Origin of the sequence: Brevibacillus agri, assembly GCF_004117055.1 — a bacterium.
Taxonomy (GTDB): Bacteria; Bacillota; Bacilli; order Brevibacillales; family Brevibacillaceae; genus Brevibacillus; species Brevibacillus agri.
Window position 1 is genome coordinate 211016 of the sequence record NZ_CP026363.1, and the last position, 25379, is coordinate 236394.

22 protein-coding genes and 1 pseudogene are annotated in these 25379 nt (G+C 52.7%); 2 read left to right on the plus strand and 21 right to left on the minus strand.

The window, feature by feature from the left end; all coding sequences use genetic code 11:
* Positions 1-30: 30 nt before the first annotated feature.
* The 8 genes from BA6348_RS01015 to BA6348_RS01050 are packed head-to-tail and all read right to left on the minus strand — an operon-like array spanning position 31 to position 8081.
* On the minus strand, positions 31-774 hold the full coding sequence (locus BA6348_RS01015; protein ID WP_005827921.1) for an ABC transporter ATP-binding protein: 744 nt from the start codon (positions 772-774) through the stop codon (positions 31-33).
* Positions 761-1582 carry a staphylopine uptake ABC transporter ATP-binding protein CntD gene (gene cntD / locus BA6348_RS01020; RefSeq protein WP_122953347.1) on the minus strand — a complete coding sequence of 274 codons (822 nt, stop codon included), beginning with the start codon at positions 1580-1582 and terminating at the stop codon, positions 761-763. Before cntD ends, BA6348_RS01015 begins: the two co-directional genes overlap by 14 nt.
* Positions 1583-1588: 6 nt before the next feature.
* Complete coding sequence (gene cntC, locus BA6348_RS01025) at positions 1589-2482, minus strand: staphylopine uptake ABC transporter permease subunit CntC (protein ID WP_122953348.1); 894 nt, start codon at positions 2480-2482, stop codon at positions 1589-1591.
* 1 nt (position 2483) lies between these two features.
* Complete coding sequence (gene opp1B, locus BA6348_RS01030) at positions 2484-3416, minus strand: nickel/cobalt ABC transporter permease (RefSeq protein WP_122953356.1); 933 nt, start codon at positions 3414-3416, stop codon at positions 2484-2486.
* An 8-nt stretch (positions 3417-3424) separates the two neighbouring features.
* A complete protein-coding gene (gene cntA / locus BA6348_RS01035; protein ID WP_026558566.1) occupies positions 3425-5047 on the minus strand; it encodes a staphylopine-dependent metal ABC transporter substrate-binding lipoprotein in 1623 nt (540 codons plus the stop codon).
* A 21-nt stretch (positions 5048-5068) separates the two neighbouring features.
* Positions 5069-6394 (minus strand): opine metallophore biosynthesis dehydrogenase, encoded by a 1326-nt coding sequence (locus BA6348_RS01040; RefSeq protein ID WP_174768834.1) that lies wholly within the window; start codon positions 6392-6394, stop codon positions 5069-5071.
* Between the two features lie 11 nt (positions 6395-6405).
* Positions 6406-7212, minus strand: a complete 807-nt coding sequence (locus tag BA6348_RS01045; RefSeq protein WP_026558568.1) for a ribosomal RNA methyltransferase FmrO domain protein — start codon at positions 7210-7212, stop codon at positions 6406-6408.
* Between the two features lie 35 nt (positions 7213-7247).
* A complete protein-coding gene (locus BA6348_RS01050; protein WP_122953350.1) occupies positions 7248-8081 on the minus strand; it encodes a histidine racemase CntK family protein in 834 nt (277 codons plus the stop codon).
* 198 nt (positions 8082-8279) lie between these two features.
* On the opposite strand from BA6348_RS01050, the pseudogene BA6348_RS01055 reads away from it, so the two are divergent.
* Positions 8280-8828, plus strand: a pseudogene (locus BA6348_RS01055) (SDR family oxidoreductase); the annotation flags it as partial.
* Positions 8829-9032: 204 nt separating this feature from the next.
* On the opposite strand, the gene BA6348_RS01060 reads toward BA6348_RS01055, so the two are convergent.
* From BA6348_RS01060 to BA6348_RS01090, 5 genes are all read right to left on the minus strand, one after another.
* Positions 9033-9812, minus strand: a complete 780-nt coding sequence (locus tag BA6348_RS01060; protein ID WP_005827903.1) for a TrmB family transcriptional regulator — start codon at positions 9810-9812, stop codon at positions 9033-9035.
* 386 nt (positions 9813-10198) lie between these two features.
* Positions 10199-11281, minus strand: a complete 1083-nt coding sequence (locus BA6348_RS01070) for a GNAT family N-acetyltransferase (protein ID WP_122953351.1) — start codon at positions 11279-11281, stop codon at positions 10199-10201.
* Between the two features lie 409 nt (positions 11282-11690).
* The gene (locus tag BA6348_RS01080; protein ID WP_122953352.1) at positions 11691-12413 is read right to left on the minus strand and encodes a sensor histidine kinase; all 723 of its coding nucleotides are present in this window, start codon (positions 12411-12413) and stop codon (positions 11691-11693) included.
* 12 nt (positions 12414-12425) lie between these two features.
* On the minus strand, positions 12426-12968 hold the full coding sequence (locus BA6348_RS01085; RefSeq protein WP_129552149.1) for a HAMP domain-containing protein: 543 nt from the start codon (positions 12966-12968) through the stop codon (positions 12426-12428).
* A gap of 13 nt (positions 12969-12981) precedes the next feature.
* Positions 12982-13284 carry a hypothetical protein gene (locus BA6348_RS01090; protein WP_026558573.1) on the minus strand — a complete coding sequence of 101 codons (303 nt, stop codon included), beginning with the start codon at positions 13282-13284 and terminating at the stop codon, positions 12982-12984.
* 408 nt (positions 13285-13692) lie between these two features.
* Between BA6348_RS01090 and glpT the strand changes: the two genes are divergently transcribed.
* The gene (glpT, locus tag BA6348_RS01095; protein ID WP_005827889.1) at positions 13693-15057 is read left to right on the plus strand and encodes a glycerol-3-phosphate transporter; all 1365 of its coding nucleotides are present in this window, start codon (positions 13693-13695) and stop codon (positions 15055-15057) included.
* Positions 15058-15158: 101 nt separating this feature from the next.
* Here glpT and BA6348_RS01100 read toward each other — a convergent pair whose 3' ends face one another.
* The 8 genes from BA6348_RS01100 to BA6348_RS01135 all read right to left on the minus strand — a co-directional run bounded on the left by BA6348_RS01100 (position 15159) and on the right by BA6348_RS01135 (position 24983).
* On the minus strand, positions 15159-16166 hold the full coding sequence (locus BA6348_RS01100; protein WP_005827887.1) for an ABC transporter ATP-binding protein: 1008 nt from the start codon (positions 16164-16166) through the stop codon (positions 15159-15161).
* On the minus strand, positions 16147-17166 hold the full coding sequence (locus tag BA6348_RS01105; protein ID WP_026558574.1) for an ABC transporter ATP-binding protein: 1020 nt from the start codon (positions 17164-17166) through the stop codon (positions 16147-16149). The genes BA6348_RS01100 and BA6348_RS01105 overlap by 20 nt, the downstream gene beginning before the upstream one ends.
* A 20-nt stretch (positions 17167-17186) precedes the next feature.
* Entirely contained in the window at positions 17187-18107 is a 921-nt protein-coding gene (locus tag BA6348_RS01110; RefSeq protein WP_005827883.1) for an ABC transporter permease, read from the minus strand.
* 14 nt (positions 18108-18121) lie between these two features.
* On the minus strand, positions 18122-19072 hold the full coding sequence (locus BA6348_RS01115) for an ABC transporter permease (RefSeq protein ID WP_005827881.1): 951 nt from the start codon (positions 19070-19072) through the stop codon (positions 18122-18124).
* 73 nt (positions 19073-19145) lie between these two features.
* On the minus strand, positions 19146-20750 hold the full coding sequence (locus BA6348_RS01120) for an ABC transporter substrate-binding protein (protein ID WP_242507434.1): 1605 nt from the start codon (positions 20748-20750) through the stop codon (positions 19146-19148).
* Between the two features lie 39 nt (positions 20751-20789).
* On the minus strand, positions 20790-21911 hold the full coding sequence (locus tag BA6348_RS01125) for a C45 family autoproteolytic acyltransferase/hydrolase (RefSeq protein ID WP_122953353.1): 1122 nt from the start codon (positions 21909-21911) through the stop codon (positions 20790-20792).
* A gap of 224 nt (positions 21912-22135) precedes the next feature.
* Positions 22136-23008 carry a LysR family transcriptional regulator gene (locus BA6348_RS01130; protein ID WP_025848715.1) on the minus strand — a complete coding sequence of 291 codons (873 nt, stop codon included), beginning with the start codon at positions 23006-23008 and terminating at the stop codon, positions 22136-22138.
* Between the two features lie 217 nt (positions 23009-23225).
* A complete protein-coding gene (locus BA6348_RS01135) occupies positions 23226-24983 on the minus strand; it encodes a Rieske (2Fe-2S) protein (RefSeq protein WP_122953354.1) in 1758 nt (585 codons plus the stop codon).
* Positions 24984-25379: the final 396 nt, after the last annotated feature.

The following is a 25379-nucleotide window of genomic DNA, read 5'->3' on the forward strand; positions in this document are numbered from 1 at the left end:
TACCGTACATGTATGTCGGTTTTGCTTCCATTAGAGCATGACTGTTTGCAGCAGCTTTTTGGCATAGGCGGACTGCACGTTGCCCAGTTGCTCGACCGAAACGGTTTCCTCCACCCGCCCGCTGCGGACGATCATCACTCTGTCGCACAAATAGGCGGCCGCCTGCAAATCGTGCGTGATGAAGATGTAGCCCATGCGGTAAGTGTTGCGCAAGTCTTTCAGCAGTTCCAGCACCTGCATCTGAACCGATCCGTCCAGCGAGCTGATCGCTTCGTCCAGCACGATGCACTTCGGCTCCGTCGCGATCGCTCTGGCGATGCACACCCGCTGGGCCTGCCCGCCCGACAGCTCGTGCGGATGCTTGCTGCGATAAGTGGAATCAAGCCCGACTTGCGCAAGCAAAAAATCGAGCTTGCTGTCGGCTTCCTTTTTCCCCATCCCCATCATCCTAAGCGGCTCCATCAATGCCGCCTCGACCGTGTAAAACGGGTTGATCGAGGACGTGTAGTCTTGAAAAACGGCGCTGATCCTGCCGTTTCTCCCTCTGCGCTTGGTCACGCTTTCTCCCTCGAACAACACGCTGCCCCGGTCCGGCTGCTCGATTCCGAGCAGCAGCCGCCCCAAGGTAGATTTGCCGCTGCCGCTCTCGCCGATGATTCCTAGGCATTCCCCGTGCCCGCATTCGAAGCTGATGCCAGCCAGCACCTGCTCTTTCTCCTTGGAAAAAAAGCCGCCTTTTCTATACGCTTTTTCTACACCGTCAACCTTCAGCAACCGCGACGCCTCCCATCACCCTACTGAAATGCTGGCTAAGCGCAAGCTTGTTGGACACCAGATAGCGTGTGTACTCATGCTGGGCTTTGGCAAAAATTTGCTGGGTCGTCCCGCTCTCGACCACTTCTCCCGCCTTCATGACCAGCACTTCATCCGCGATCTTTTTGACCGCGCCCAGATCGTGGGAGACAAACAGCAGCGAGCAGCCCATTGTTTGCCGCAATGCGATAAACTGCTCGACGACCTCATACGCAGAAACGGCGTCCAAGGCAGTCGTCGGCTCATCTGCTATAATCAGATCCGGTGCGAGGACAATCGCCAGCGCAATCATGATCCGCTGCAGCATGCCGCCAGACAGTTGATGCGGGTACTTGTTCATGATCTCAAGCGGATGTTTCAGCATGACGCTTTCCATCGCCGTTTTCATCCGCGCCGTGATCTCATCCCGGCTCCAGCCATAATGCGCGGCGAGCGTCTCCCGCAGATGGACCCCGACCACGCAAGAAGAGTCAAAGGCACGCATGCCATTTTGCACGATCAGGCAAATCTGTTTGCCGCGCTTTTGGCGCATGTCTTTTTCCGAGAGCGCAAGCAAATCCTCTCCCTGGAACCGTATCTCTCCCGACTGGCGCAGCCCGCTGCCGTTCAATCTCATGATCGCTCCGCACGTCAGCGACTTCCCGCTGCCACTCTCGCCGACAATCGCCAGGCAGCTCCCGGCCTTGAGCTGAAAACTGCTGCCCGCAACCAATTGCTTATTGGTGCGGTTATCCCAAATTTGCAAATTCGCTACTTCCAGTACGTTCATGCCCGGTCACACGCCTCCTTTTCCTTGCAGCCCGACAGCCGAAGCAAAGACACTCGCTTGCGGCTGCTCTTTTGTCCGAACGAGCTTGGGGTCGAGCGCGACCTGGAGCGCGTCCGACAAAAAGTTGACGGCCGACACCGTGATGACGATGGCAAGCCCCGGCGCGAGCATTAATTCCGGGTGGGAAAACATGACTTCCCGCGCTTCGTTCAGCATCATGCCCCACTCCGCATGCGGAGCCTGAACCCCTAAGCCGAGAAAGGAAAAGCCTGAGATTTGCAAAATCATCGAGCCGAACGAGCTGCTGGCAATCACGGCCATCTCAGGCGTCGCCACCGGGACGATGTGCCTGGCCATAATCGAGACGTGGCTCATCCCGATCGCTTTGGAAAACTTGACGTACTCCGCTTCGGCATACTGTCTGACCGATGAGCGGATCACGCGGGCAAACCAGGGCCATTTGGACAGCACGAACGCGAGCAAAATATTTTCCAGCCCTACCCCCATGATCCCGATGATCGCCAATGTCATGACGTACCCCGGAAAAGACAGCATGACATCACACAACCGCATCAAAACCGCATCCACTCGCCCGCGGAAGTAGCCAGCTACAAACCCGACGACTCCCCCGATTCCTGCCGACAGGACAAGCGCCGCGAACACCCACAGCACGCTGGGGCGAATGCCGTACAGAAGTCTGGACAACACGCAGCGCCCGAGCTGATCGTTGCCCAGCGGATATTGCCACGATGCCGAAGCAAAGCGCAGGTCCATATGCACAGCCTTTGGATCATGGGGGGCGAGGACGGGAGCAAAAATGCCGGCCAAGGCGATCAGCGCAAGCACAGCGAGCGAAACTACAGCGACTTTGTCATGAAGCACATTTTTCAGCAGTCTCATCTTATCCATCTTCCCTCAGCTTCGGGTTCAGTACCGCCTGAATCACGTCCGAAACGGCATTGAACAAAATAAAAGCGACAGCCAAAACGAGCACATACGCCTGAATGACCGGAAAATCCCGGCTGACGATCGCCTTCACGCTCAGCGTTCCCAGCCCTGGCCAGGCAAAGATGTTTTCCACCACGACGGTCCCCCCCAAAATAATCGGAATCGCCATGCAAAACACAGAGGTCGTCACCTGCAGCGAATTGCGGACAACGTGTAGCAGGATCGTTTTTTCCGGCAAACCGCAGGCCCGGCTATAGCGGACGTAGTCTTCGTTCATGTTGCCGAGCACTGCGCTTCTGACCATGCGGAAATAAATGCCCGCATAGCCAATCATGATGACTGCAACAGGCAAAATGTAGCTTTTGTACGAATCCATGCCGCTCGTCGGCAGCAAATCGAGCTTGACGGCAAAATACCAGACCAACAGAGCCGCCAGCCAGTAGGATGGCATTGCGGCCAAAAAGAACGAAACGCCCCTGACGGATTGATCGATCAGCTTGCCTGCCTGCAGGGCGCACAGCACGCCCAACGCGACAGACAGCACGAGAATCGCGACGACCGAAACCAATGTCAGCTTGACCGTGTTGACAAAAGCCGGGCCAAGCAACGACCATACCGATTTTCCGGTGACAAACGAATTGCCGAAGTCAAGCTGCAGGCAGTCGACGAGCCAGTCGAGGTAGCGGACGACAAACGGTTGATCCATCCCAAGCTCCGCCCTCGTCTGCGCGATCAGCTCCTCGGTGATCGTCGGCACGCCCTGCGCTTGCAGGACCACCTCCGCAGGGTCGAGCGGAGAGAACTGGATCAGGCTAAAGGTGCAAAACGAAACCATCAGCAGCAAAGGAATCGAGATCAGCAACCTTTTCAACACATAGCTGCCCATCGCCATCCTCACTTCCCTGCAAAATTCATCCGTTCAAACGGCAGCTCGTACTGCGTCTGCTTGAAGGAAATGCCTTGCAGGTCTTTGGGAGCCACAATCGTCACGCTGCCATTGGTCAGCGGTACAAAGACTGCTTCCTCGTGAACAATCGTCAAAATGTCCGCGTACAGCGACTTGCGCGCCTGCTCGTCTGTCGATACCATCACGTCTTCGATTTTTTTGTACAGCTCATCGGCCCGCGCAATTCCGCTGGTCGTATGGTAATAGGACGACTTGGAGGTGAAGGCCGCAATCGTGCTCTGCGGATCGTAGGCAAGTCCCCACGTCTGGTTGAACAGCAAGTCGTAGTCTCCACTCGCCCTTCTGTTGGCAATCGAGGAGGACTCCTCGCCGACCAACTCAAGCTGAAGCCCGATCTTGGCGAGTTGATCCTGCATCCATTCCGCCTGCGTTTTTTGGGCGGAGGAATTGACGTCGTAATAGAGCTTCATGGAAAGCGGCGCGCCGTTTTTCTTCCGGACGGCGTTCTCCTGCTCCTGTACCCAGCCGGCCTGTTCCAGAAGCTGCTTCGCTTTTTCCGGATCGTACTCGCGCTTTGTCAGTTCGACATTCGCGTAGTTGACGTTGGAAGAAAACAAGGTGTGGGCAGGAGGCTCTGTGCCGCCCAAAATTTGCTTGCTGATCGTCTCCCGGTCGACCGCGTGCCAAATTGCTTCACGGACGGCCCGGTCTTGCACAGGACTTCCTGCCTTGCTGCTGTTGACGGCCAAAAAGCTCGTATTCATCGGCTGACTGCGAACAATCTGGTACTTGCCGGATTGTTCAAGCTGGTTCATCGCTTCTACATCCAGACTGTTGGCCCCCCGGTCATCGGTAAACACGAAATTGACCTCGCCTTTTTGCAGCGCCAAATAGGTCGTCTCTCCCGCAGGCAGTACTTTCGCGGTGATTTTCTTGATCTTCGGTGCCCCGCCCCAGTATTGTTCATTCGCTTCAAAGACGGCAAACTGCTCCTCTTTATGCTCTGTCAGCTTGTACGGCCCTGTGCCGTTGTAGCCGATGATGCCATTTTTCGTTTCGCCGTCAATGAAGCTTTTGGGCGAGACGAACACGTACGGCCTTGTCATCGACAGCTCCACCAGAGTCGGGTAGTACGGCTCGGACAACACCAGCTCCACCGTATGCTCGTCCAGCACGTTGCAGCTCTTGATCTTCGTCGAGAGCTTGATCCAGGAATGCTTGCTCGCATTGCTTTGCACCGCTTCGATGTTTTTCTTCACGGCCTCTGCATTGAATGGCTCCCCGTCATGGAACTTCACATTTTTTCGGAGATGGAACGTGTAGACCTTGCCGTCTTTGGAAATCTCCCATGATTCCGCCAAAAGCGGCTTGATGCCCTCTTCGGTATTTTCCACCAGCGATTCATAGACCATGCCTTGCGCATACATCGCCCCTGTGTACAAATGCGGGTTCATGTCTTTAATATCTTTGGAAGTAGCCATTACCAGCTCTGCCGGCTTTTGATTTTGATCCGGCTCAGTGGTCTGCGCCGCGTTCTCGCTGCCGCATCCAGCCAACAAAACAAGCGAGAGAACTGCGCCCCACAGCCAAGAAGCTTTTGCTCGATTCATGTTTCTGTCCCCCTGTATTTCCTACTGATTGTGTCGATTTACCGCATAGTCGCGTGCTTTGCCCAGCTCGCGGCAAATCATCTGCACGTCGTTTTCAAAGCTTTGCACGCGAAACGCGTCCGATAGCGCTGCCCCGGCCAGCCGCGAAGCCGCTTCCTCCAGCTTGCGCTCATACGTGGCGATGAACTTGTCCATTTTCGGGCAATCCGCACCGAGATGCGCCGCAATTCCGCGGATGATTTTGACTCTGTAGTAATCCTCCTTGGGCATGCGCGGAATATCCCACTCGCCTGCCTTGTTGACGAACATGGTGCGAATCGGGACCGCGGAAAAGTCGAAGTATTTGCCGTCCTCGTCCGGCTCGGAAAAAGGATCGACCAGCAAGGAAGTGTAGCGGATGTAAAGCAGGTACGACTGACGGATCGGCTCGAAATACGGGAAGTGCTCAATCTCGTGCCGCGACAGGCTTTCCGGACGCACCGGATAGTTGTCGTCTGTCATGAACTGCAGCAGGTTGACTGCTTTCAGCCCCAGCTTTTCCACCACGCCCGTGATCTCCTTCCACTGCCCGAGCATGTCGGAGATGACTTCTTGCGTGATCGGGCCTTCCGGGAACATTTTGTACACGTATTTTTTGACCTTTTCCTCGCCAAAAACGACGCGCAGCGAAAACTCGTTCATAAACAACGGCGGGTGCACGTACAACGATATGTTTCGTGTCTCGGCCTCGATGGGCGTATCCATGGCTACAAGCTCGATGCCTACTTGCTCGTATAGCTCGCCGATCGCTTGGACAGCGGCAGACGGCGTATGCGTGGAGCCGATGAATACTTTTTTCTTCACGCCTGTCGTGATGACCTGATGAGACGGGCTGCCCTCCAGCCAGCGCGTGTCTCCCAAATACGTCGAAAAACTGATGACTTCCGCCTCGGCTTGCAGCTCGGTAAAAAATTGACGGATCAAGCTGGCGGAGCCAAACGTCGGGGAAACGAGTACGACGCGGCTGGCCTTCCGCACGATTTGTGGCCCCAGTTGCTTCAGCACTTCTATGTACGCGTCTGCCGTGACCGCCAAAATCAGCGTATCCCACTCGCCCGCCACCGTTTCATATCCGCAAAAAACGTGGTCGAGAACGCATTCGCCTGCCAGCCTGTGATGCTTTTCATTCTGGATATGTACAGACAGGCGCTGGTTGCTTTGCTTGACTGCCGAAAAGAAAGGCGCGGAGCGAACGGATTCCCGCCCGACAATGCCTACCTGACTGTCCCCTTGCTTTTTCAGCAAAACCGCCAGTTGAACGGCAGCCGGCCCCGTTCCCAGCAGCAACACCTTTTGAAAAACGCTCATCATTCAGCCTCCTAGCTTGCTACTTCCGCTTTTTTGTACAAGGCGATGTCAAAAACATGCTCGGGACGCAAGACGGTTTCCACCAGCCTCCACTTGCGGCTGTCGACCTCCTGCATCGGGTAGTTGAACAGCGACTTCAAGTGATCGCCATAGCGCATGACTACCACCACCTGGTCGTTCGTCAGCGAGTAGAGCTGATCCAGCAGCTCGTATTTGTTGGAAACCGTCGAGCTGAAAATAATGTGCGTCGCCTCCCGCGTGACGGGGAGATGCTCGACGAACTTCTGCTCAAGCTGAATCGGCAGCCCGCTGCCCAGCGCTTCCACCACCTTTTGCCCCAGCTCGATCGCTTCTCCGTCGCTGTCGATGCCCACCACCATCGCCCCTGTCCGCTTGGCAATCAATAGCGGCGTCATTGGATACGAGCCGGAGCCGACCAAAAGCACTTTGGAGTCTGCACTCACCTGAAAGCTCCCAAATTCCTGCTCGATGCACGACTCGATATTTTTGAAGTAATCGGCTCCTTCCTCTTGCCCGCTCAACAGCTTCAGCGCCCGGTACTTTTCCATGATCGCCACGCAGCGAGAGGCTGCCTGCCGAACATTCTCCACCAGCTCCTGAAATTCAGCGGTTGGATGCTGCGCCATCCACGCCCACGCTTCCTTGTTGCCTTCTGCTGTCACAAAAGCCGAATATTCATCAATGACGGCGGCAAGCTCGTAGCTGTGCTGAGTCGTACCGTCGTAGCACTTCGCCAATCCGGAAAATTTGCCCAGAAAATCGTTGATACACTCCTGAAACTGTTCTGGTTTTTTCATTCTCGCCACACTCCCAGCCAATCCGTTTGGTTTTCTCATATCTCCAGATAAGCTTTGCCCTGCGCAACGATGCCGACAGACCCGCCGATTTGCAGGCTTTTGATTTCTTCTCCCTGCCAGGAAGCAGCCACGTGAATGCTTCCCCCTGGCTGTCTGATCTCCGCCGCCGCATCCTTTTGCTGCTTCCAGGCCAAATAGGCGCCCACGGAAGCCGTCCCCGAGCCGCAGCCCCGCTCCCAAATCATGCTGTCCAACTGTGGAACGTAAATGAGCGGTGCCAGCTCGTGCGTTTCCGGTTTGTACAGCAAAATGCCGATCATGCTGGACGCTGACTCTGCTCCGAGCCGCTTTGCCAGCGAAGCCGCACTCCTGCGCAATTCCTCGTGCGCACGCTCCACTTCGATCACGACATGCAGGAAGTCCCGATATTGGACAAGCCCCAGACTCCACTCGCGGCCTTCATGCGCAATCGCCCGCTGCTCCAGCTTATGCGGCACAGGCATGGCTACCTGACAATAATATTCGTCCGCGATCCGGTTGACCCGGCAATGCACAAGCTGCTCCGCTCCCGAGGCCCCGAGCGAAATCTCCGTCCACTCATCCTGCCCAAGCCCGTTTTCCCGGGCGATCCAGGAGGCGAGCGCCATGCACGCGTTGCCGCAAAACTCACCTCCCGCCATTTGCAGATGGGCACTGGCTCCGCGCTGGTCCGGTTGTTCGATAAACCCTACCTGCTCCGCGTGCACGCTGTCGTAGGACATCATCCTGGAAGCAATGCGCTGGTACTCCTCCGCCGGATGCTTTGTCTTCACCAGAATCGTCATGTTTTGCGTGGGATTGAATTTGATAAAATCGACTTCTCTCCTCATTTCCCCCACCCTTTGAACATATGATTTACGGGAGCATTTCCTGTTTTTTAATTGAAAAACGTAATCATTACGCTTTATTAGGGATAATCATATTCATATTTCTGGGAATTGTCAATGTAACAAAAACAAATTTTCTTCCTGCTGTTTCCCTCCGTTTGCACTCCTTCCGTCCCCCGCGAATGAGAGAGCAATATTTCTTTGTTCGCGGCTTTGGATGAAGCGCTGCAAACCCGGACAGGAGACAACCGCTTCGATATTTTGGTCAACAACGCTGGCATCGGGCAAATTTTGAGTCTGGAAGAAGCGACGGAGGAAACGTTTGACGAGGTGATGAGCATCAATGTCAAAGCGCCGTTTTTTCTCATCCAGCAAGCTTTGCCCCGGCTGAACGCAAAAGGGCGCATCATCAATCTGTCATCGTTTGTCACACGCGCAGCCTCGCCGACCGTCTTCACCTCGAGCATCTCCAAAGGGGCCATGAACACTTTGACGCTCGCCTTGGCCAAGCAGCTTGGCAGCCGACAAATCACGGTGAACGCCATCCTGCCCGGCATCATTAACACAGAGATGAATGCGGGCACTCTGCAAAACAATCCCGCCGGACAAAAGTACGCCGCTGGTCTGTCGATTTTCAACAGGTGGGGCGAGCCGGAAGACGTGGCGGATATCGCTGCCTTCCTCGCCTCTCCGGACAGCCGCTGGATCACCGGACAACTGATTGACGCCAGCGGAGGATCGCATTGGTAAACCGATAGCGGCCAGCCCGCTTCTCTCCCGACAACCAGCGGATATATGAGCAAAACAGCCAGTGCCCACCATCGCTTCGGATCGAACGTCTTTGCGGTCTCTGGATTGGTCGTATTCATACAGAGCTGCACTTCCTTTTTCCTAATAATTTTAGTTGTATTTTTAAATACCACTATATTGCGATCAAAAATAAAGGAATACTGGTCACAAGTATTCCTTATACGGATGAATAATGGCTTCATAATCTTTCCCGTACTTTTCGCCCAGCTCCTTGCCGAAATCCCGCTCAATTTGCTCCATGATGAGATCGTGGTAGAACGTATTTTGCAACAGCTCGATAAGTGAGGGATGATCTGTTTCCAGCACGGTAGGTTTGAGCCCTTTGCCAAAGCTGCCGAGCAACGCGGAATGGGCGTCGCACAAAAGGGAAAACTTGCGCGCGCGCACCGCGCTCCACTCTTCGCTTCGTTTGTGGATCAGCACATTTTTCAAGCTCGTCGCGCATTCTCCGATCGAAATCAGCGTCACCGCGACACCGCGCTTCTCCGCTTCCAAGAGAGGCTCTTCCACCCAGTGCACGTCTTCCGACCAAATATCTACCACGATGCTCTTGTCCGCATTCGCGACCAGCCGCCGGATGACCGTTTCAATCGCTTTGTCGCCTTGCCAGTTGTAAAAGGAGGGGGCCGTCTTCGGCACTGCGCTTAATTGCTCCTGCAGCACCCGCGTTGTCTGTTCAAACTCGGATTTCAGCAAACGCACAAGCTGTTCAATCGGGACCGCGTCATAAAGGACGGGCTCGCTTTCGATGACCCGGCATATGCCCTTTTCCGTCAAAGAACGCAGGGCCGCATACACATTCGTGCGGGATACGGACACTTTTTTGGCGACCTCATAACCGGATATTTTCGGGTCCTCGTGAAGCACCAGGTAGCATCTCGCTTCCAGATCGGACAAGCCGATTTTTCGAAGCTCGTCTATCAAAGTTGTACCTCCTTTCCTGCTCACGCGAGTTTGGATAGTATTTTTGAATACTACTATCATTCCGTACAGGAGTCAACTCCCCCGTTCGCCCGCTGAAGCATGGCGGAACGAAGGCTCGCTCCCCGCTTCTGCCAGCGGTTGTGCCAACTACCTGTGCTCGCCAAGCGGTAGGGAAAATGTAGCCCGCCAACCCCAGCTTTGTCCGCAAGTTCAAAAAAACATGCGTATTCACCGTTCGCGCACTTCCATAGAAGTCATCCCCCAGCGAGCCATGCCATGTTCCCCATAAAAAATATCCCCTGCAACTAAACAGTCATTGTCTTGTTCCTGTCTACTTGCAGGGGCTCCTATTTTGTTTGAACCACGCTTTCATCGCAGCGGCTGATTCATTGGCGAACCAGCAGGAAAAAGCCATCTTCATCCGGCACTGGCTCTTCCTTTGCAAACCCGGCCGCCTCGAAGCACCGCAGGCATGCAACGTTATCCGCTTCAATTCCTGCGATCCACTTTTGGACACCAGACAGCTCCTGGCGCTGCATCGCTTCCCGCAGCAATGCCTTTCCGTACCCGCGATGGCGCAGGGAAGGGTTGACAATCAAGCCGATGCTTCCCGCATGCTCCTCCTCGATCTCCACCATGGCTACTCCGACAGGCTGTTCCCCCAAAAAGGCAATCCAGACGAAATACGAGTCGTTCTCCTTCACATACCCGTACCACTCCTCAAGCGGCTCCATCCCTTCCATCCTCTTCTGAACTTCCGCATCCTGAAACCACGTCCGCAAGATGGCAAGGTGCTCCTCCTGCAATCGTTCCGTCCGATCCATCATCTTCATCGAAATCCTCCTTGTCATTCGTTTGTTTTGACGCTGCCGCCCGTGGCTGCATATTTCATCAATTCCCGGGAATACAGGGAGATGAGCTGTTTGTATATAGGGAGAAAAGTCAATTTGTTGATAGATGTCCGCTTTCTCCTGAAACCGAGCTTTGTCCTCTGCGGGAAAGTAAATGGAAATCCCCTTTCCTTTTGGATGCTCGGGCGATTTCATGTTGCTCACCACTGCCTGCTCGACGGCGCGGGCAATTTTCTCGGCGCCTTCATCGTTGCGGATGGTTTGTCCAATATACGCACTGAAATCGGCAAGATCGACCATGTCTGCCTCGTCCGCATAGTTTTCGGCCCGGTTCCTCGCATCCGCGAGCTGGGAGAACGTCTGCGGCTGCGGCAGGAGATCCACCAGCTTTTTGCTGAACAGGTCTACCTCTTTTACCACTTCCTCCACTTTGGAGAGGCGGATTACGGATTGCTGCAAATCCTCGTCCTCCTGATTTTGCAGCGAATGGTTGCGGTAGCTCACGGCAATCACCTCTGCCAAATCGACGGGACTGATGTCGGGACGCTGGTTCAAGGTTTGAAAGACCGCCTGGTAATCCCATCCGTTTTTGTTGGTATAATCGACGGCCGCCACCATGCAAAGAGGAAGTGCCTGCCTGGACCGCTTCCTTCAAAAGCGTCAATTCCCCAGACGCTTTCACAATCGTAAGCTGTGCCTCGATCCGGACGAACAATTCCTCTCGGGTAACCGGCTTGGTGAGATAATCATTTGCTCCCGAGCGAAATCCTTCGATCACATCATTCGTGCCGCTTTTGGCCGTCAGCAAGACAACCTGAAACGGGAGGCTTGCGATTTTTTCCAGCGCGTCTTTTCCGTTTTGGACAACCGTCACCTTCCATCCTTTCAACGAAAAATGGTTGCAAATCACCTGAACGTTGACGGGATCATCCTCAACCAGCAAAATGTGGACGCTTTTTTCGTAAATGTTCTCGCTCATCCGGTCCTCCTGATGCTCGAGGCCGCTTTCTTCCACAACCTCCGCCAGTCATTCGAATCCGTTGGAGACATCCGCTTCTGTGGCAGCGCTGGGGAGCGTAAAGGAAAAAATGGAGCCTGTTTCTAGCTGCGACTCTGCCTCTATCGTACCGCCATGCAATTCAACCAAATATTTGGTGATATGCAAACCAAGGCCGGTTCCTGCGATGCCCTCCTGCTCCGGTGAAGCGGCCTGCTCATACGGTTGAAAAATCGCATCGATCCGATCCGGAGGCACTCCTTTGCCCGTATCTTTTACGGAAATTTTGACCGCTTGCCCCGCTCGTCTCGCGGCAATCTCTACATATCCCCTTGACGTAAACTTGCTCGCATTGCCCACGAGGTTGTACAAAATTTGCTCGATCCTTGCCTCATCCCCTGTGACCCACAACGGCTCTTGAATCCGGTTTCTGATCTCCACTTTTTTGTCCACGAGAGACTGGCATACAGCGACCACTTCCTCCACCAAACGGGAAACGTCCACCGCCTTTGCATGCAGCTCGATTTTCCGGTTTTTTACTTTGGAGTAATCCAGCAAATCGTTGATCCGGTTGCTTAAACGCTTGGCCACAGCCAAGATCATCAGCAGATTCTTTCTCGTCGTGCCCGACACCGGATTCCCGATCCCGTCCAAAATGGATTCACTGAGCCCGATAATTCCGTTCAGCGGAGTGCGCAGCTCATGGGACGTCCGCGCCAAAAATTCATCTTTCAGTTGATTGATATACAGCAATGCCTCATTTCTCTATTGCAATTCATCCGACTTCTTTTTCAATTGATTGAAATAAAAGACAGATACCATTTCATTAAAGGCAGATGCTAGCTGGCCGATTTCATCGTTGCGCTCGCAGTCCAGCCTTGTACGCAAATCGCCCTCTTTCACTCGATGGATCTTGTGAATGAGCAGTTGCAAAGGAGTAAGCAAATACCTGGTCATGAGATATACCAACAGCAATCCGGCTATGGTGGAAATGATCGTGATGATGATGATTTGCCGTCTGTGTTCCGTCATAAGCTGATGAATCTCGGTGCCGTCGACATCGACTCCCAGGACCCCGATAAAATTCTGCTCCGAATCAAACAAGGGGACAAAGGTAGAAACAGCCGCCCCCCACTTGTCGCTGTAGGTTAAGTCACTCACCTTGACCGTTTTTTCCGCAAAAGCTTCCACCAGGTCCTGATAGTGATTATTCTCAATCTCCGTCGGCAAGGACACTTCCCTGCCCCGATAATCCAATGGAAATCCTTCGACTACATACATATACTGCCCGCGCCGATATTCCACCATCGTAAACAAGTATTTAAATCCCGTGTTGATTTTTCAGTTGCCAGAGCTGATGCCGCAACTCTTTATATTCGGGCATTTTTAAAATCGTGGACTTGTCCAACTGCTTGGCCTTTGCCTCCATCGTCTTTTCCGCAACTTTCTTGAATTTTTCCGCATCAAGATTATGTACGATGGACAAAGCCATATGTCTCGCTTGCATCCCGAAGGAATCCTGCACCAGCTTGCACGAAGAGGTGTAGAGGAAACAGAACAAAAGAGAGTTGGACAAAAGCATGACAGAAGAGAACAGGAACAGCATCTTGACTTGAAATCTCATAAATTGGTCAATCTCCCTTTTTCTTCCTAAACTATGATATATCAATTCACGTCATATCACTAGCGTTGCATAAACCTCGCGCGGTCTTTCCAAGGGAGGATGACAGCGAAGCGATTCGTTACCATTCGCAGCGGATTTCCTTCTACATCAACGGTTTCCATGCAGCGAAGAGCGTGATCTGTTCACTTCTGCGCTGTTCCTGTTAAGTTTCTTTCAAAACACTTGAGAATAACCTTGTTGACAACGTTTTCACCGAGTAATAGAATACACTTATCGACAAGTTAACGATGATGGAGACTCGGAGACTCATACTTTGTGGCACTTTCATTCTTGAAAGCGCCATCGAAGTATGGGTTTTTTTACGTGTGTCGCCATCTTTGTCAGACATTACTTTGGGGGAGGAATACGATGCTCAAACTGTTCAGGCCTGCACCGCCTATTGACAGATTGCCTGCTGAACAAATTGATTCGGAGTATAAAAAGCTCAGGCTTCAGGTGTTTCTCGGCATCTTCATTGGTTATGCGGCGTACTATCTCATCCGCAAAAACTTCTCGCTCGCCATGCCTTATTTGATCGAAGAAGGATTTACAAAAACAGAGCTTGGTTTTGCGTTATCCGCCATTTCGATTTCCTACGGGATCAGCAAGTTTGTCATGGCCATTTTTTCAGACCGAAGCAACCCGCGAATGTTCTTGCCTGCCGGTTTGATTCTTTCTGCACTTATCAGTTTGCTGATGGGCGTTGTTCCTTTCTTCACCTCGTCCGTCACGATCATGTTTGTGATGCTGTTTTTGAACGGTTGGTTCCAGGGAATGGGCTGGCCGCCATCCGGGCGCGTCCTCGTCCACTGGTTTAGCGTAAGTGAAAGAGGAAGCAAAACAGCGATTTGGAATGTAGCCCATAACGTTGGCGGAGGCTTGATGGCCCCCCTCGCTGTTGCAGGTGCAGCGATATTTGCCGGACTTTCCGGTAATTCCGCTGCCGGGTATGAAGGCGTCTTTATCCTGCCTGCTCTCGTTGCGATTGTCCTGGCATTCCTTACGTATTTCCTGATTCGCGATACTCCGCAGTCAGTCGGCCTGCCGCCGATTGAAGAATATCGCAATGACTACCCAACCAAGACGAAGAAAACATTTGAAACGGAATTGTCCACAAAAGAAATTCTTTTCAAATACGTGCTGAACAACAAATGGGTCTGGGCCATCGCGATTGCCAACATCTTCGTCTACTTCGTCCGTTACGGCGTTCTGGACTGGGCGCCGACCTATTTGAGCGAGGAAAAGGGCTTTGACATGAACAAGTCGAGCGTCGCCTACTTCCTGTACGAATGGGCAGGTATCCCGGGAACGCTCCTGTGCGGCTGGCTGTCCGACAAATTGTTCAAGGGCCGCCGTGGACCCGCAGGGTTTGTCTTTATGCTCGGTGTATTGATCGCGGTTCTGGTCTACTGGTTCAATCCGGCGGGCAATTCCGTGGTCGATATGATTTGCCTGATCGCAATCGGTTTCCTGATTTACGGCCCAGTCATGCTGATCGGTTTGCAAGCCCTTGATTTTGTTCCGAAAAAGGCTGCCGGAACCGCTGCAGGCCTGACAGGTCTGTTTGGTTACCTGGGCGGTACAGTCACAGCGAACGCCTTGATGGGGGTTATCGTTGACGCCTCCGGCTGGGATGCAGGATTCATGCTGCTGACCGCTTCGTGCGTAGTGGCTGCGCTTGTTTTTGCGCTGACGTGGAATGTGCGGGGGCAGGAAGTCGTTAAAAATCATTAAAAAGCCTCTGATAAAGCAAAGAAGCTGGGAAACCTGTATCGGTTTTCCCAGCTTCTTTTTTCTTTTGACGCTCGCCCTTTTCAACAAATTATGTGCCAGTGCTATTCCCTCTCCGTCCCGTATAAATGGCAGGAGACAAAATGGTTGGGAGCCACTTCTTGCTTGACTGGAGCCATGCTCTTGCAAACGTCCTGCACAAATGGACACCTGGTATGAAAAACGCAGCCGGCTGGCAGATCGAGCGGAGAGGGGATTTCTCCGCGAAGGATGACCCGCTCTCTCCGCTTTTGCGGGTTAGGGATTGGCACGGCGGATAACAAGGCTTGCGTATAAGGATGCAACGGTTGTGCAAACAAACTCTCCGTAGGCGCCTGCTCCACCATATGCCCCAAATACATCACGCCGATACGGTCAGAAATATGGCGAACCACGCTGATATCGTGCGCAATGAACAGATAGGTCAGTTGAAACTCGTCCTGAAGCTGCTGCAGCAAATTAATGATTTGCGACTGGATCGAAACGTCCAGCGCAGAAACAGGCTCGTCGCAGATTACAATCTTCGGATTCACCACCAATGCCCTCGCCAACCCGATCCGCTGCCGCTGGCCCCCGGAAAATTCATGCGGGTAGCGATAAAAGTGGTCCAGTTGCAGGCCAACTTTATGCATGATCTCCATGACCCGCTCCGTGCGCTCATGCCTGGAACCGATTGCGTGAATCGCCAACGGCTCCTCCAATGTTTGCCCGATGCGCTTGCGCGGATTTAACGAGGAAAACGGGTCCTGAAACACCATCTGCATGTCTTTTCGCATCGCCCGAAGCCCTTTTCCCGACAGTTGAAAAATGTCTCCGCCGTCATAAAGCGCTTTTCCTTCCGTCGGCTCGGTCAGGCGCAAAATCGTTCGGCCCATCGTGCTTTTCCCGCAGCCCGATTCCCCGACAATGCCCAGCGTCTCGCCCTCGTAAAGCTGGAAAGAGACGTCGTTCACCGCTTTGACGTACCCTTTCACCCCGCCCAAGACCCCAAGCGGCCCTTTGACCGGAAAATATTTGCGCAAGCCTTGTACATCGAGGAGTGGTTGTTTTGCTTCACTGCCCGTATGAGACATAACGGTCCTCCTCTTCCATGGCGATTTTCTCAAAGTGCCAGCATCTTACCTTGTGTCGTGCGTCATGCGCCTTCACCTCTGGCGCGTGCTCACGACAGACATCATCTGCGTACGGGCAGCGCGGGGCAAAGCGACAGCCGACAGGAATGTTGTGCAACGTAGGCACCGTCCCTTCAATGACGTGCAGCTTTTGCGAACGATCGCCATCCAGTTGCGGAATCGACTTCATCAGTCCTTTTGTGTACGGGTGGCACGGGTTCGCAAACAGCGTTTCCGTGTCGGCTTCCTCCACGATTTGCCCCAGGTACATCACAACGACACGGTCGCAAATTTCAGCGACTACCCCCAGGTCATGCGTAATAAAAATAACTCCCATCTCCTGCGTTGCGTTCAAATCGAGAATCAAGTCGAGAATTTGGGCTTGAATCGTCACGTCCAAAGCGGTTGTCGGTTCATCGGCAATCAGCAGGCTCGGCTGACAGGCCAAGGTCATCGCGATCATCGCCCTTTGCCGCATGCCGCCCGACAATTGATGCGGGTATTCGTTCACCCTTTTTTCCGGAGCCGGGATTCTCGTCATCCGCAGCAGATCGACAGCCTTTGCATACGCCTCCTTTTTGGAAACATGCTGATGCAGCAAAATGGCCTCTGCGATCTGATAGCCGATTGTATATACCGGATTTAACGAGCTGAGCGGGTCCTGAAAAATCATCGAAATTTCATTGCCGCGAATATGCTCCATGGCAGACGTCGGAAGCGCGAGCATGTCCTTTCCTTTAAAGCGGATTTCCCCCTCGTACTGAGCCGTATGCTGTTCGTCAAACAGCCGGAGAATCGCCTGCGACGTGACGCTTTTGCCACACCCTGACTCGCCGACAACTCCCACGATCTCTCCTTTTTCCACGTGAAAGGAAATGCCATCCACCGCTGTAATCCGGCCGCGCTCGGTAAAAAAGTGCACCTTCAAATCTTTTACTTCCAAAAGAGGCTGGTGCTGCACGGGAAATCCCCCTTTCCTTTTCACTTTTTCCTTCTCTTGAATGGATGATTGGAATGCGGGTCTACCAAATCCCGAACGCCGTCTCCCCAAAAATTCAGTCCCATCACCGTCAAAATAATGAGAATCCCCGGGAACACCGTCATCCACCACGCTTTGAAAATGACCATTTTTCCGTCGTACAAAATGTTTCCCCAGCTAGGATCTGGCGTAGGGACACCCGCGCCCAAGAAGCTTAACGCCGCTTCCGTAATAATCGCGTCCGCAAACACAAAGGTTGCCTGAACCACAAGCGGCGACAGCGTATTCGGGGCGATGTGCAGCCAAATTATGCGTGTCGCGCTCGCTCCTTGTGCCTTCATCGCTTCAATATAGGTTTCTTCGCGAACAACGAGTGCTGCCGAACGAACAATTCTCGCGACATACGGGATAAAGACGATCCCGAGCGCGATAATCACGTTTTCCTTCCGCGGACCCAACGCAGCGACGAGCGCGATTGCAAGCAATATCCCCGGAATCGCCATTAACCCGTCGCAAATCCGCATCAAAATTTGATCGAGCACGCGATAATAGCTGGCATACAATCCGATCACCATTCCAATGACGGAAGATACGATGGTCACTGAAAATCCAACCCCGATGGAAACTTGCGCCCCGTAAATCAGCCGGGTCAACAGATCGCGCCCAAAGTTATCCGTCCCCAATACATGCTCGGGTCCTGGCGGCTGCAACCGATTGGCCGGCTCCATTTCATACGGGTCATGCGACACCAAATAAGGCCCGAAAATCGCAAGGGCCGACATCAGGATGACGATGAGGCTTCCGGTCAGCATCATTTTGTTTGCGAGGAAACGTCGGTAAAACAGTCGCCGCTGCTCCTTTTTCAGCGTTTGTTTGATCTGGGAAAGTTCGACCTTGTCAGCGTTGATTTCAAGCGCACCCATCCGCTATCTCCTTTCTACTTCCTCTCAAGTCTCACCCTTGGATCAATCATTCCGTACAGCACGTCCACGATCAGGTTGATAACGACATAAGCCGTCGTCACAAACAGCACCACGCCCTGAATGACCGCGTAATCCCGCCGTTCCACAGAGTTAATAATCAGTTGCCCGATGCCGGGAATATTGAAAATGGATTCAGTCACGACCGCTCCCGTAATCAATCCCCCGAATGTTTGTCCAATGACCGTCAAAATCGGCAGAAAAGCGATGCGCAAAGCATGCTTGTAAATAACGCCCCGCTCTTTTACCCCTTTCGCCCGCGCTGTTTTGATATAATTCGTGTTTAACACTTCGAGCATGGAAGAACGCGTCATCCTGGTGATTAAAGCAGCCTGTATCGCTCCTAGCGATAGGGAAGGGAGAATCAAATATTTCAGATGTGTCCACAAGCCCATCTCAAGCGGCTTGTAGCCAGCCACAGGCAACCATTGCAGCTTCACGCCGACGAGCAAAATCAGAAAGAGAGCCAACAAAAAACTCGGTACAGCCATACCCAACAGCGAAAACCCCATGATCGTCTGGTCAGTCGCCGTCCCGCGCCGAATCGCCGCCTTGATCCCGATCGGAATCGCAATGGCGAGCGCCACAATCTGGGCGAGAATCGCCAAGGAAATCGTCGGCGACAAATGGCTCAAAATCGACTGCAAGACGGTTTCCTTCATAAAATACGACTCTCCCAAATCGCCGCGGAACACTTTCATCAGCCACTCCGTGTATTGCTGGTACAACGGCAAGTTCAGGCCAAGCTGCTCGCGCAATGCCTCAATGTCTTGGGCGGTGGCCGATTCTCCGAGCATGACCGTAGCCGGATCGCCAGGCGTGATGTGGATTATCAGAAAAATGACGAGCGAGACGACAAAAAGCACAGGAATAAGGGCGAATAGCCTTTTTGCCAAATAAATGTTCAACGTTCACCCTCCTTTTATCAGAACCTTCCAAAAACGATCCACCCATTTCAACAGCAAATGGGTGGAAGCCGCTTTATTTCTGGTTGGATACGTTCCAAAAGATCAGTCCGTCCAGCCATGTCATGTTTTTCACAGAAATCTGGGTTGCGGAAACGCTGTTGCCATCCCCTATTTTCACGACCGGCACATATTCGTAGAACCATTTTTGCAGTTCATCGTAGACGGCTTTTGCTTGTTCCAGATTTGCTGCTCCCCGAAAACTTGCCAGCAGCTTGTCAAGCTCAGGGCTGTCCGTCCAGCCCGGAAAATCTTTGCGCATAAAGGCGAGTGAGCTTGGCTCCGGCTTCGGCGTGTTGGTAATGACCAAGATGTCGAATTTGTTTTCATCGTTTCGCAGCTCGGTGAAGGTCGGCCAATCGTACACTTCTAGCTTCGTTTTCACGCCCATTTTTTCTAGCTGCTGCTGGAAGGCGACCGCTCCGTTGTACATATCTTCGTAATCGCGGCTGGTGACGATTTTGATTTCGTCCCCTTTATACCCCGCTTCGGCCAGCATTTGCTTGGCCTTCTCTGGATTGTTCTGGTTGTAAAGCTCTTTTCCGGCATCGCTCGACCATTGTCCCAACTGATAGTACATCATCATGCTATGGTTCAGTTTGTAGTACTTTTCATTCGTATAGGCACCGATCAGGATCGACTCCGCATCTATCCCCGCACCGATCGCTTGCCGCGCCTTTGCATTTGTAAACAAGCCTTTCTTTTTGTTGAAGTAAAGCGTCAGCATTCCCGTTGGGGCAACCTCGATCTTGATGTTGGAATCCGTCTCCAGCCGCTCGACATTATCATAGGAGACGTCAGCCGCCACGTCGTATTCCCCCGACAGTAAGCCCGCCACCTGTGTAGAGGCGTCCGGGGTAAACTGGAAGTACAAATCGTCCACCAAAGCTTCCCGTTTTCCTGCCAGACCGTCAGCCGCTTCCTCCCGCGGCGCATAATCCGGGTGCTTGGCCAGATGAATATACTGATCCTGCTTCCACTCCTTGAACTGGAATGGCCCTGTTCCTACGTAATCTTTTACGCCCTTCGGATCGGCTGTCTCAATGATCTCCTTCGGCATAATGGCCGGGTAGTTCCCGCCCAAATAAGCAAGCACAGGCATGGCAGTCGCAGTCGGCTGCTGCAAATGCAGCACAGCAGTATGGGCGTCCTTTGCTTCAAACCGGGCGTCTTTGAAATGATCCTTACCCGCACTGGCCGTCGTGATCCAGCGGTTCATCGAAGCGACGACATCGTCTGCCGTCAGCTCTTTTCCATTGTGAAAACGAACCCCTTTTCGCAGCCGAAACGTAATCGTCTTCCCATCCTCGCTCTGCTCCCAGGAATCAGCGAGCATCGGCTTGATCTGATAGCGCGAATCTACCGTGACCAATGTTTCAAAGACATTTCTGCCAATGGTTGCCGACGCCTGGGATGTCGTCACATGCGGGTCAAGCGTCTGGGGCTGTGCCTGGTAAGCCACCTTCAACTCGCCCCCCGCCTTGGCATCTGCCGCAGGCTTTGCTTCTGTCTTTGTTTCGGTCTTCGCTCCTTCGTTTTGCGCCGTTTGCGCTCCACAGCCCGCCAAGGAAAAAGCGAGCAAAAGCAGGCAGAGCTTTTTTGCCAGACTCGGACTTTTCATCTTCAATGATCCCCCTTTTGATAGCGCCAACTTCATTCCCTATTCAGAAAACGAGTAACGCTTGTATTCGTACTGATTGGGCGGCCCGATGGCGACCCACAAGTTCCCTTCTGTCGGTTCCGCAATGACCGAAGCAAACGTGATGATGTCTGCCCCGTTGTCTCCGGGAGATTGGACTGCCTCGTCGCCTGGAACCTGGCACAGACAATGCGGATACGTATGGCGATCGCGTAAAATGTCCTGCATGACCGCGACATTCAGCTTGCCGTGATTCTCCTGCAACAAACGCTGCATGCGCTCAAGCCGAATCCGTGAATTTACCAGCTCTACCCCGCGCAAACGTTCCTCTTCCACTAACTCTGCTGCCGTATAGTGGTTGGAATGGGCGAGCAAGCCGTTTTCCGGGCGAATGATGACCTCGCGCGTCGGCGTGTTTTCCAAGTCAACAGCGCCGTGCTTGTCCATCATAATCAGGTTTCGCGAGGACGCCCGATGAATGCGGCGAACGAGTTGAATCGCTTCTACCAGCGCGGCCGCAGTCAGGGCAAGCCGGGAATACATGTAGCGCGGAAAGCCTGCGCGCCATCCATCACAGGTCAAAAAGTTTGCAAAAACGCCCATGCCCCGATTGTTAATGCCGACATACGAAACCTGGCCGGCGGTGGTCAGCATGAGAGTGGCTGGTCCCTTGTCCGGAACGATTTCGACGACCACCCCCAATTCGGAATAAAAAGCAGGAAGATCGCAGTTTTGCCCGATCAACGGTACGCCGTTGGAAGTCGCTTCCGCCAAAACCGCAAAGGTCGTGCATTCATTTTGCGCTTTGAAATAGCTGTTGATCTCCGCCCGCAATTGCAGCAAGTAAGCCTCTTCGACGGCGATACCCGCCCCTTCGGCAATCCCCATTACCTCTTCATCGAAGAAGGGAGCGTATTTTTGCACATACGGCCGATATTGCAGCACCGCCTCTTCAAGCTGGCGGGCAGAAATCTGAAACCTGCGATCCAGACGCTCCCTGGCGTAGCCGAGATGCTTTTCGATCAAGCGCGCACAGGCTTCCCCAAACTGTTGCCCGATCTGCCGATGCGTCCCGCGAAAACGGAAAAACGGAAATGATGCGGATGATTGACACTTGTACGTATTCTTCGCCTGCTCTGACATCTGGTTCTCTCCTTACACATTGTTTCGGCTGAGTCTCTTTTTTGTACGTGGGTGGGTCGGTAAGCCAGGTCAACTCCTTGTCAAATTTTTATAAAATTCTGTACCATCAAAATAGCACGGCAGATTATTAAAGTAAATTTTATATTTTTGTTGTTAATTGAAAAAAATTTTTAAGTATCGCAAATAAAAAAACAGTGCCCAGTGCACTGCTGACAAAAGAAACGCTAGGAATAATCCATCATGTTAAACGAAGTGATGTATTCGATAAACTTATCGACGACTGCCAGTTGGGTCGCCGATTCCCGATACATGATCCACGTTTTGAGCGTAATCGCCTCCCCGCTTTTGTAAACCAGTTCTTTCGTTTGCAGTTGGTCTTCTGCGCGCAGAAAGCAGTCTGGAATAATCGCATAGCCCAGTTCGTTTTTGACCATCTCTCTGCAAATTTCAAAAGAATCGACCTGCATCGAAATCAGTGGCGGTTCCGCGAATCGTTCGTACCACCATTTATTGATATCGTCGTTAAAGTCGATGTTGTTTTTATAGTTGATCCGCGGAATTTTCGGCAAATCCGCAAGCTGAATGTTCTCTTTGGAGATCAAATAGACGTTCTCTTCTTTTACCAGGTACTTCTTTTCCGACCAAGTATAGTTCCCTCTCACGATGCCGACATGAATGTCCTCATTTCGCAGCAAATCGTAAATCTCGTCGCTGATCCCCGTGTTGACGTTGATCTCGACCTTGGGATACAGCTTGAGGAACTCTTTCAAGATCGGCGGAAGCTTGTAATGAGCAATGACGCGCGAAACGCCCAACCGCAACGTCCCCTGCGGCTCGCTGCCCATGTTCAGCACATAGTCCCTCGCTTTTCTCAGCTCCGCCAACGTTTTTTTGGCAAACTGAACGAGATACCTGCCCTCCGGGGTAAACTCTATGCTCCGCCCGTTTTTCGAAATAATGTGAACCCCAAACTCCTTCTCAAGCTGCTGCAGCCGATAGGTCAACGCTGGTGGTGTGATATGGAGAAGTTCTGCTGCCCTCGTCAGGTTCTGTGCTTCGTATATGTACGTTAACATTAAGCAATCCTTCTCGTTCATCGTTACCTCCTGCGGTTTTGTGGTTGTGGGGATGAGGGTGTTTTATTACTGTTCTACTTGGGAGGGCGGGTTCCTTTTATTTTTGGGGGTTCGAAAATATTTCACTCTGACCCATGTTTTCGCTTATTCTCCATCATGTAAATGGCCGCGCTCCTTTCCTTGACAGCAAAAGAGATGACCAGGAAGTCATCTCTTCACTCAGAGTTTTGCTTCAAGATTACGCCTCTTCAAACAGCCGTTCGCCCCGGTGCAGCCGAGTGGCTATTCGGGCGATATGCGGCTGTTCGCGAGGGGTAGGCGCGTGGGCCGCCAAATAGCGGGTTGCAGCCAGAAGCATCGTTTCGCCAGCATGAGTGGCAAAAGCGTCGCTACGCATTGCCCAGCGATCATACTCGGCTACTGCTGCTTCGTACATTTGAAACGAATGAAATTCGGCGTCTTCGCGTAAAAGCGCATGGCCCAACGTATTAAGCAGGGCGTCAGGGTCGCCGCCGGCGTGTAAGTAGCCGGCTGTCCACTGCGCCGCTTCTTTCACCTGCTGGCGTTGATCCAAAATTTCCAGCAGCCGCTCTGGGCGAGAAGTGTCGACGGCTGGTACAGCCGAGCCATCCGGGCGTTGGGCCGCAGGGATATTCAAAAAACGATCCAAATAAATTCTGATTACCCCGTGGTAGATCGCGCGGATGAGCAGCGGATGGGTCGAGCGACGCAGACGCTCATGCACGGCGTGGGCATAGGTAAAGGTATGCAAAATGGAGAGCCAATCCCCGAAATCGTTCTGGGTATGGAAACGAACGATCCGCTCCGCCGCAGCCAAAGCAACCAGTTGGGCCAGTTGAGCCGGATGTGCACCTGATTTCAAAAGCTCCGTCACAAGGTTCACCGTTTTAAGAGGCTCGTCGCTTAAAAGCTGTACCACAATTTTCTTCTCGTCTGCTGCGGAAATGTCTGCACAGGACTCTGCCAGAGGAAGGCTCTCCAACTGGGCGAAAGCTTCCTTCAGTGGAACGACTAGATTTACTGGTGACTGCCATTGATGAAGTTCCTCGCTCCGGGTCGGATTGGCGAGGAGCCGAACAAGCGAGGTCAGCGTCTGCTCGGTGTGCTCTTCGCCGATAAGGCCAATCGCTTCAAAAGCTTTATTGTGGAAATCGAACGTATGGCCGCCGTCCAAATAAAAGTGGTCCGTCACCGCCAGCAACATCATCTCCGAAAGCTGCTCCAGGGAAGCTCCCTGCCGAATCGCCGTGAGCAACACTCTTTCCGCCCCTTGTGTGTCGCGGACCTCGATACAGTTGCGGTACCATTCCGTCAGCCGTTCCAACGGCACTTCGGCCCCCGGCAGCGGCTTTAGCAGATGCCGCGCTGCTGCACCGGATCTGTTGCGAGCCACGTGAAGCAGCCCTTGATAAAGAGCGAGGATCGTTCCTGCTTTATCTAGCTTCGGCAGCACATTGGCCATCGCGGTAAGGATGGTGAGCCCCGAATCCCACCCTCTTCCATGCGCGGTGCCGAATTTGATGCCGACCTGCATGATTTCCCCGGCTGAAACGCCGGCTTCCACCAATCCGACGACAGCTTTGGCAATCACGAGTCCGAGATTTTGCTCCAGCCCTTCTTGCAACCGAAGTTTGTATTTTTCTATGCTGTTTGCCTGTTTTGGATGCGGATTCACCCAAACGACTCCATTTTCCATTTTCACTTCATAGGATGGGACATCGTCCGCCCACGGATCCAACGTTCCGCCGCTGCAGACATCAAAGCGCGCATGATGCCAATGACAGGTGAGTATCCCGTCGCACAAGCTCCCCATATGCAGGGGAAATCCCATGTGCGGACAGCGATTGTCTACCGCATATACCTGTTCCTCATGATAAAACACGGCGATCCCACCATGGATTACCTTATGGCCCTTCTCTTGAATCGACGTCAGCGTACCCGCGTTGATCCAAGGCTGGCTTTGGGTTTGTTGCATTCTGATCCCTCCATTAAAATTCTGTATTTTCAAGCAAATTTATCATCGTTCATCTACTTTGTCAACATTTTTATTTGAAATGTATGGTAACGTCGTTAAATCTATCTCATGTAAAACTACTAGGGACAATTTGCTATGGATTGCTATTAAAGGTATTTGCGGAATATGGATAGGACATTGATGAGCATACTCCTGTAGCCGTTCAAATCTCAAAAAAAGCAGATGCCATTAGGCAAACTGCTTTTTTCGCATCAGAAGACATTGGCATTTTATCCTAAACGAGTGGGAAATTCCCTGTCATCCAGGACGTATAGTCCGCTATTCCTTCTGTTTTGATTAACCCTTAGTAATTAAGATGCTTCCAACCCAGCACGTTACGCTATAATGTCAGAATCA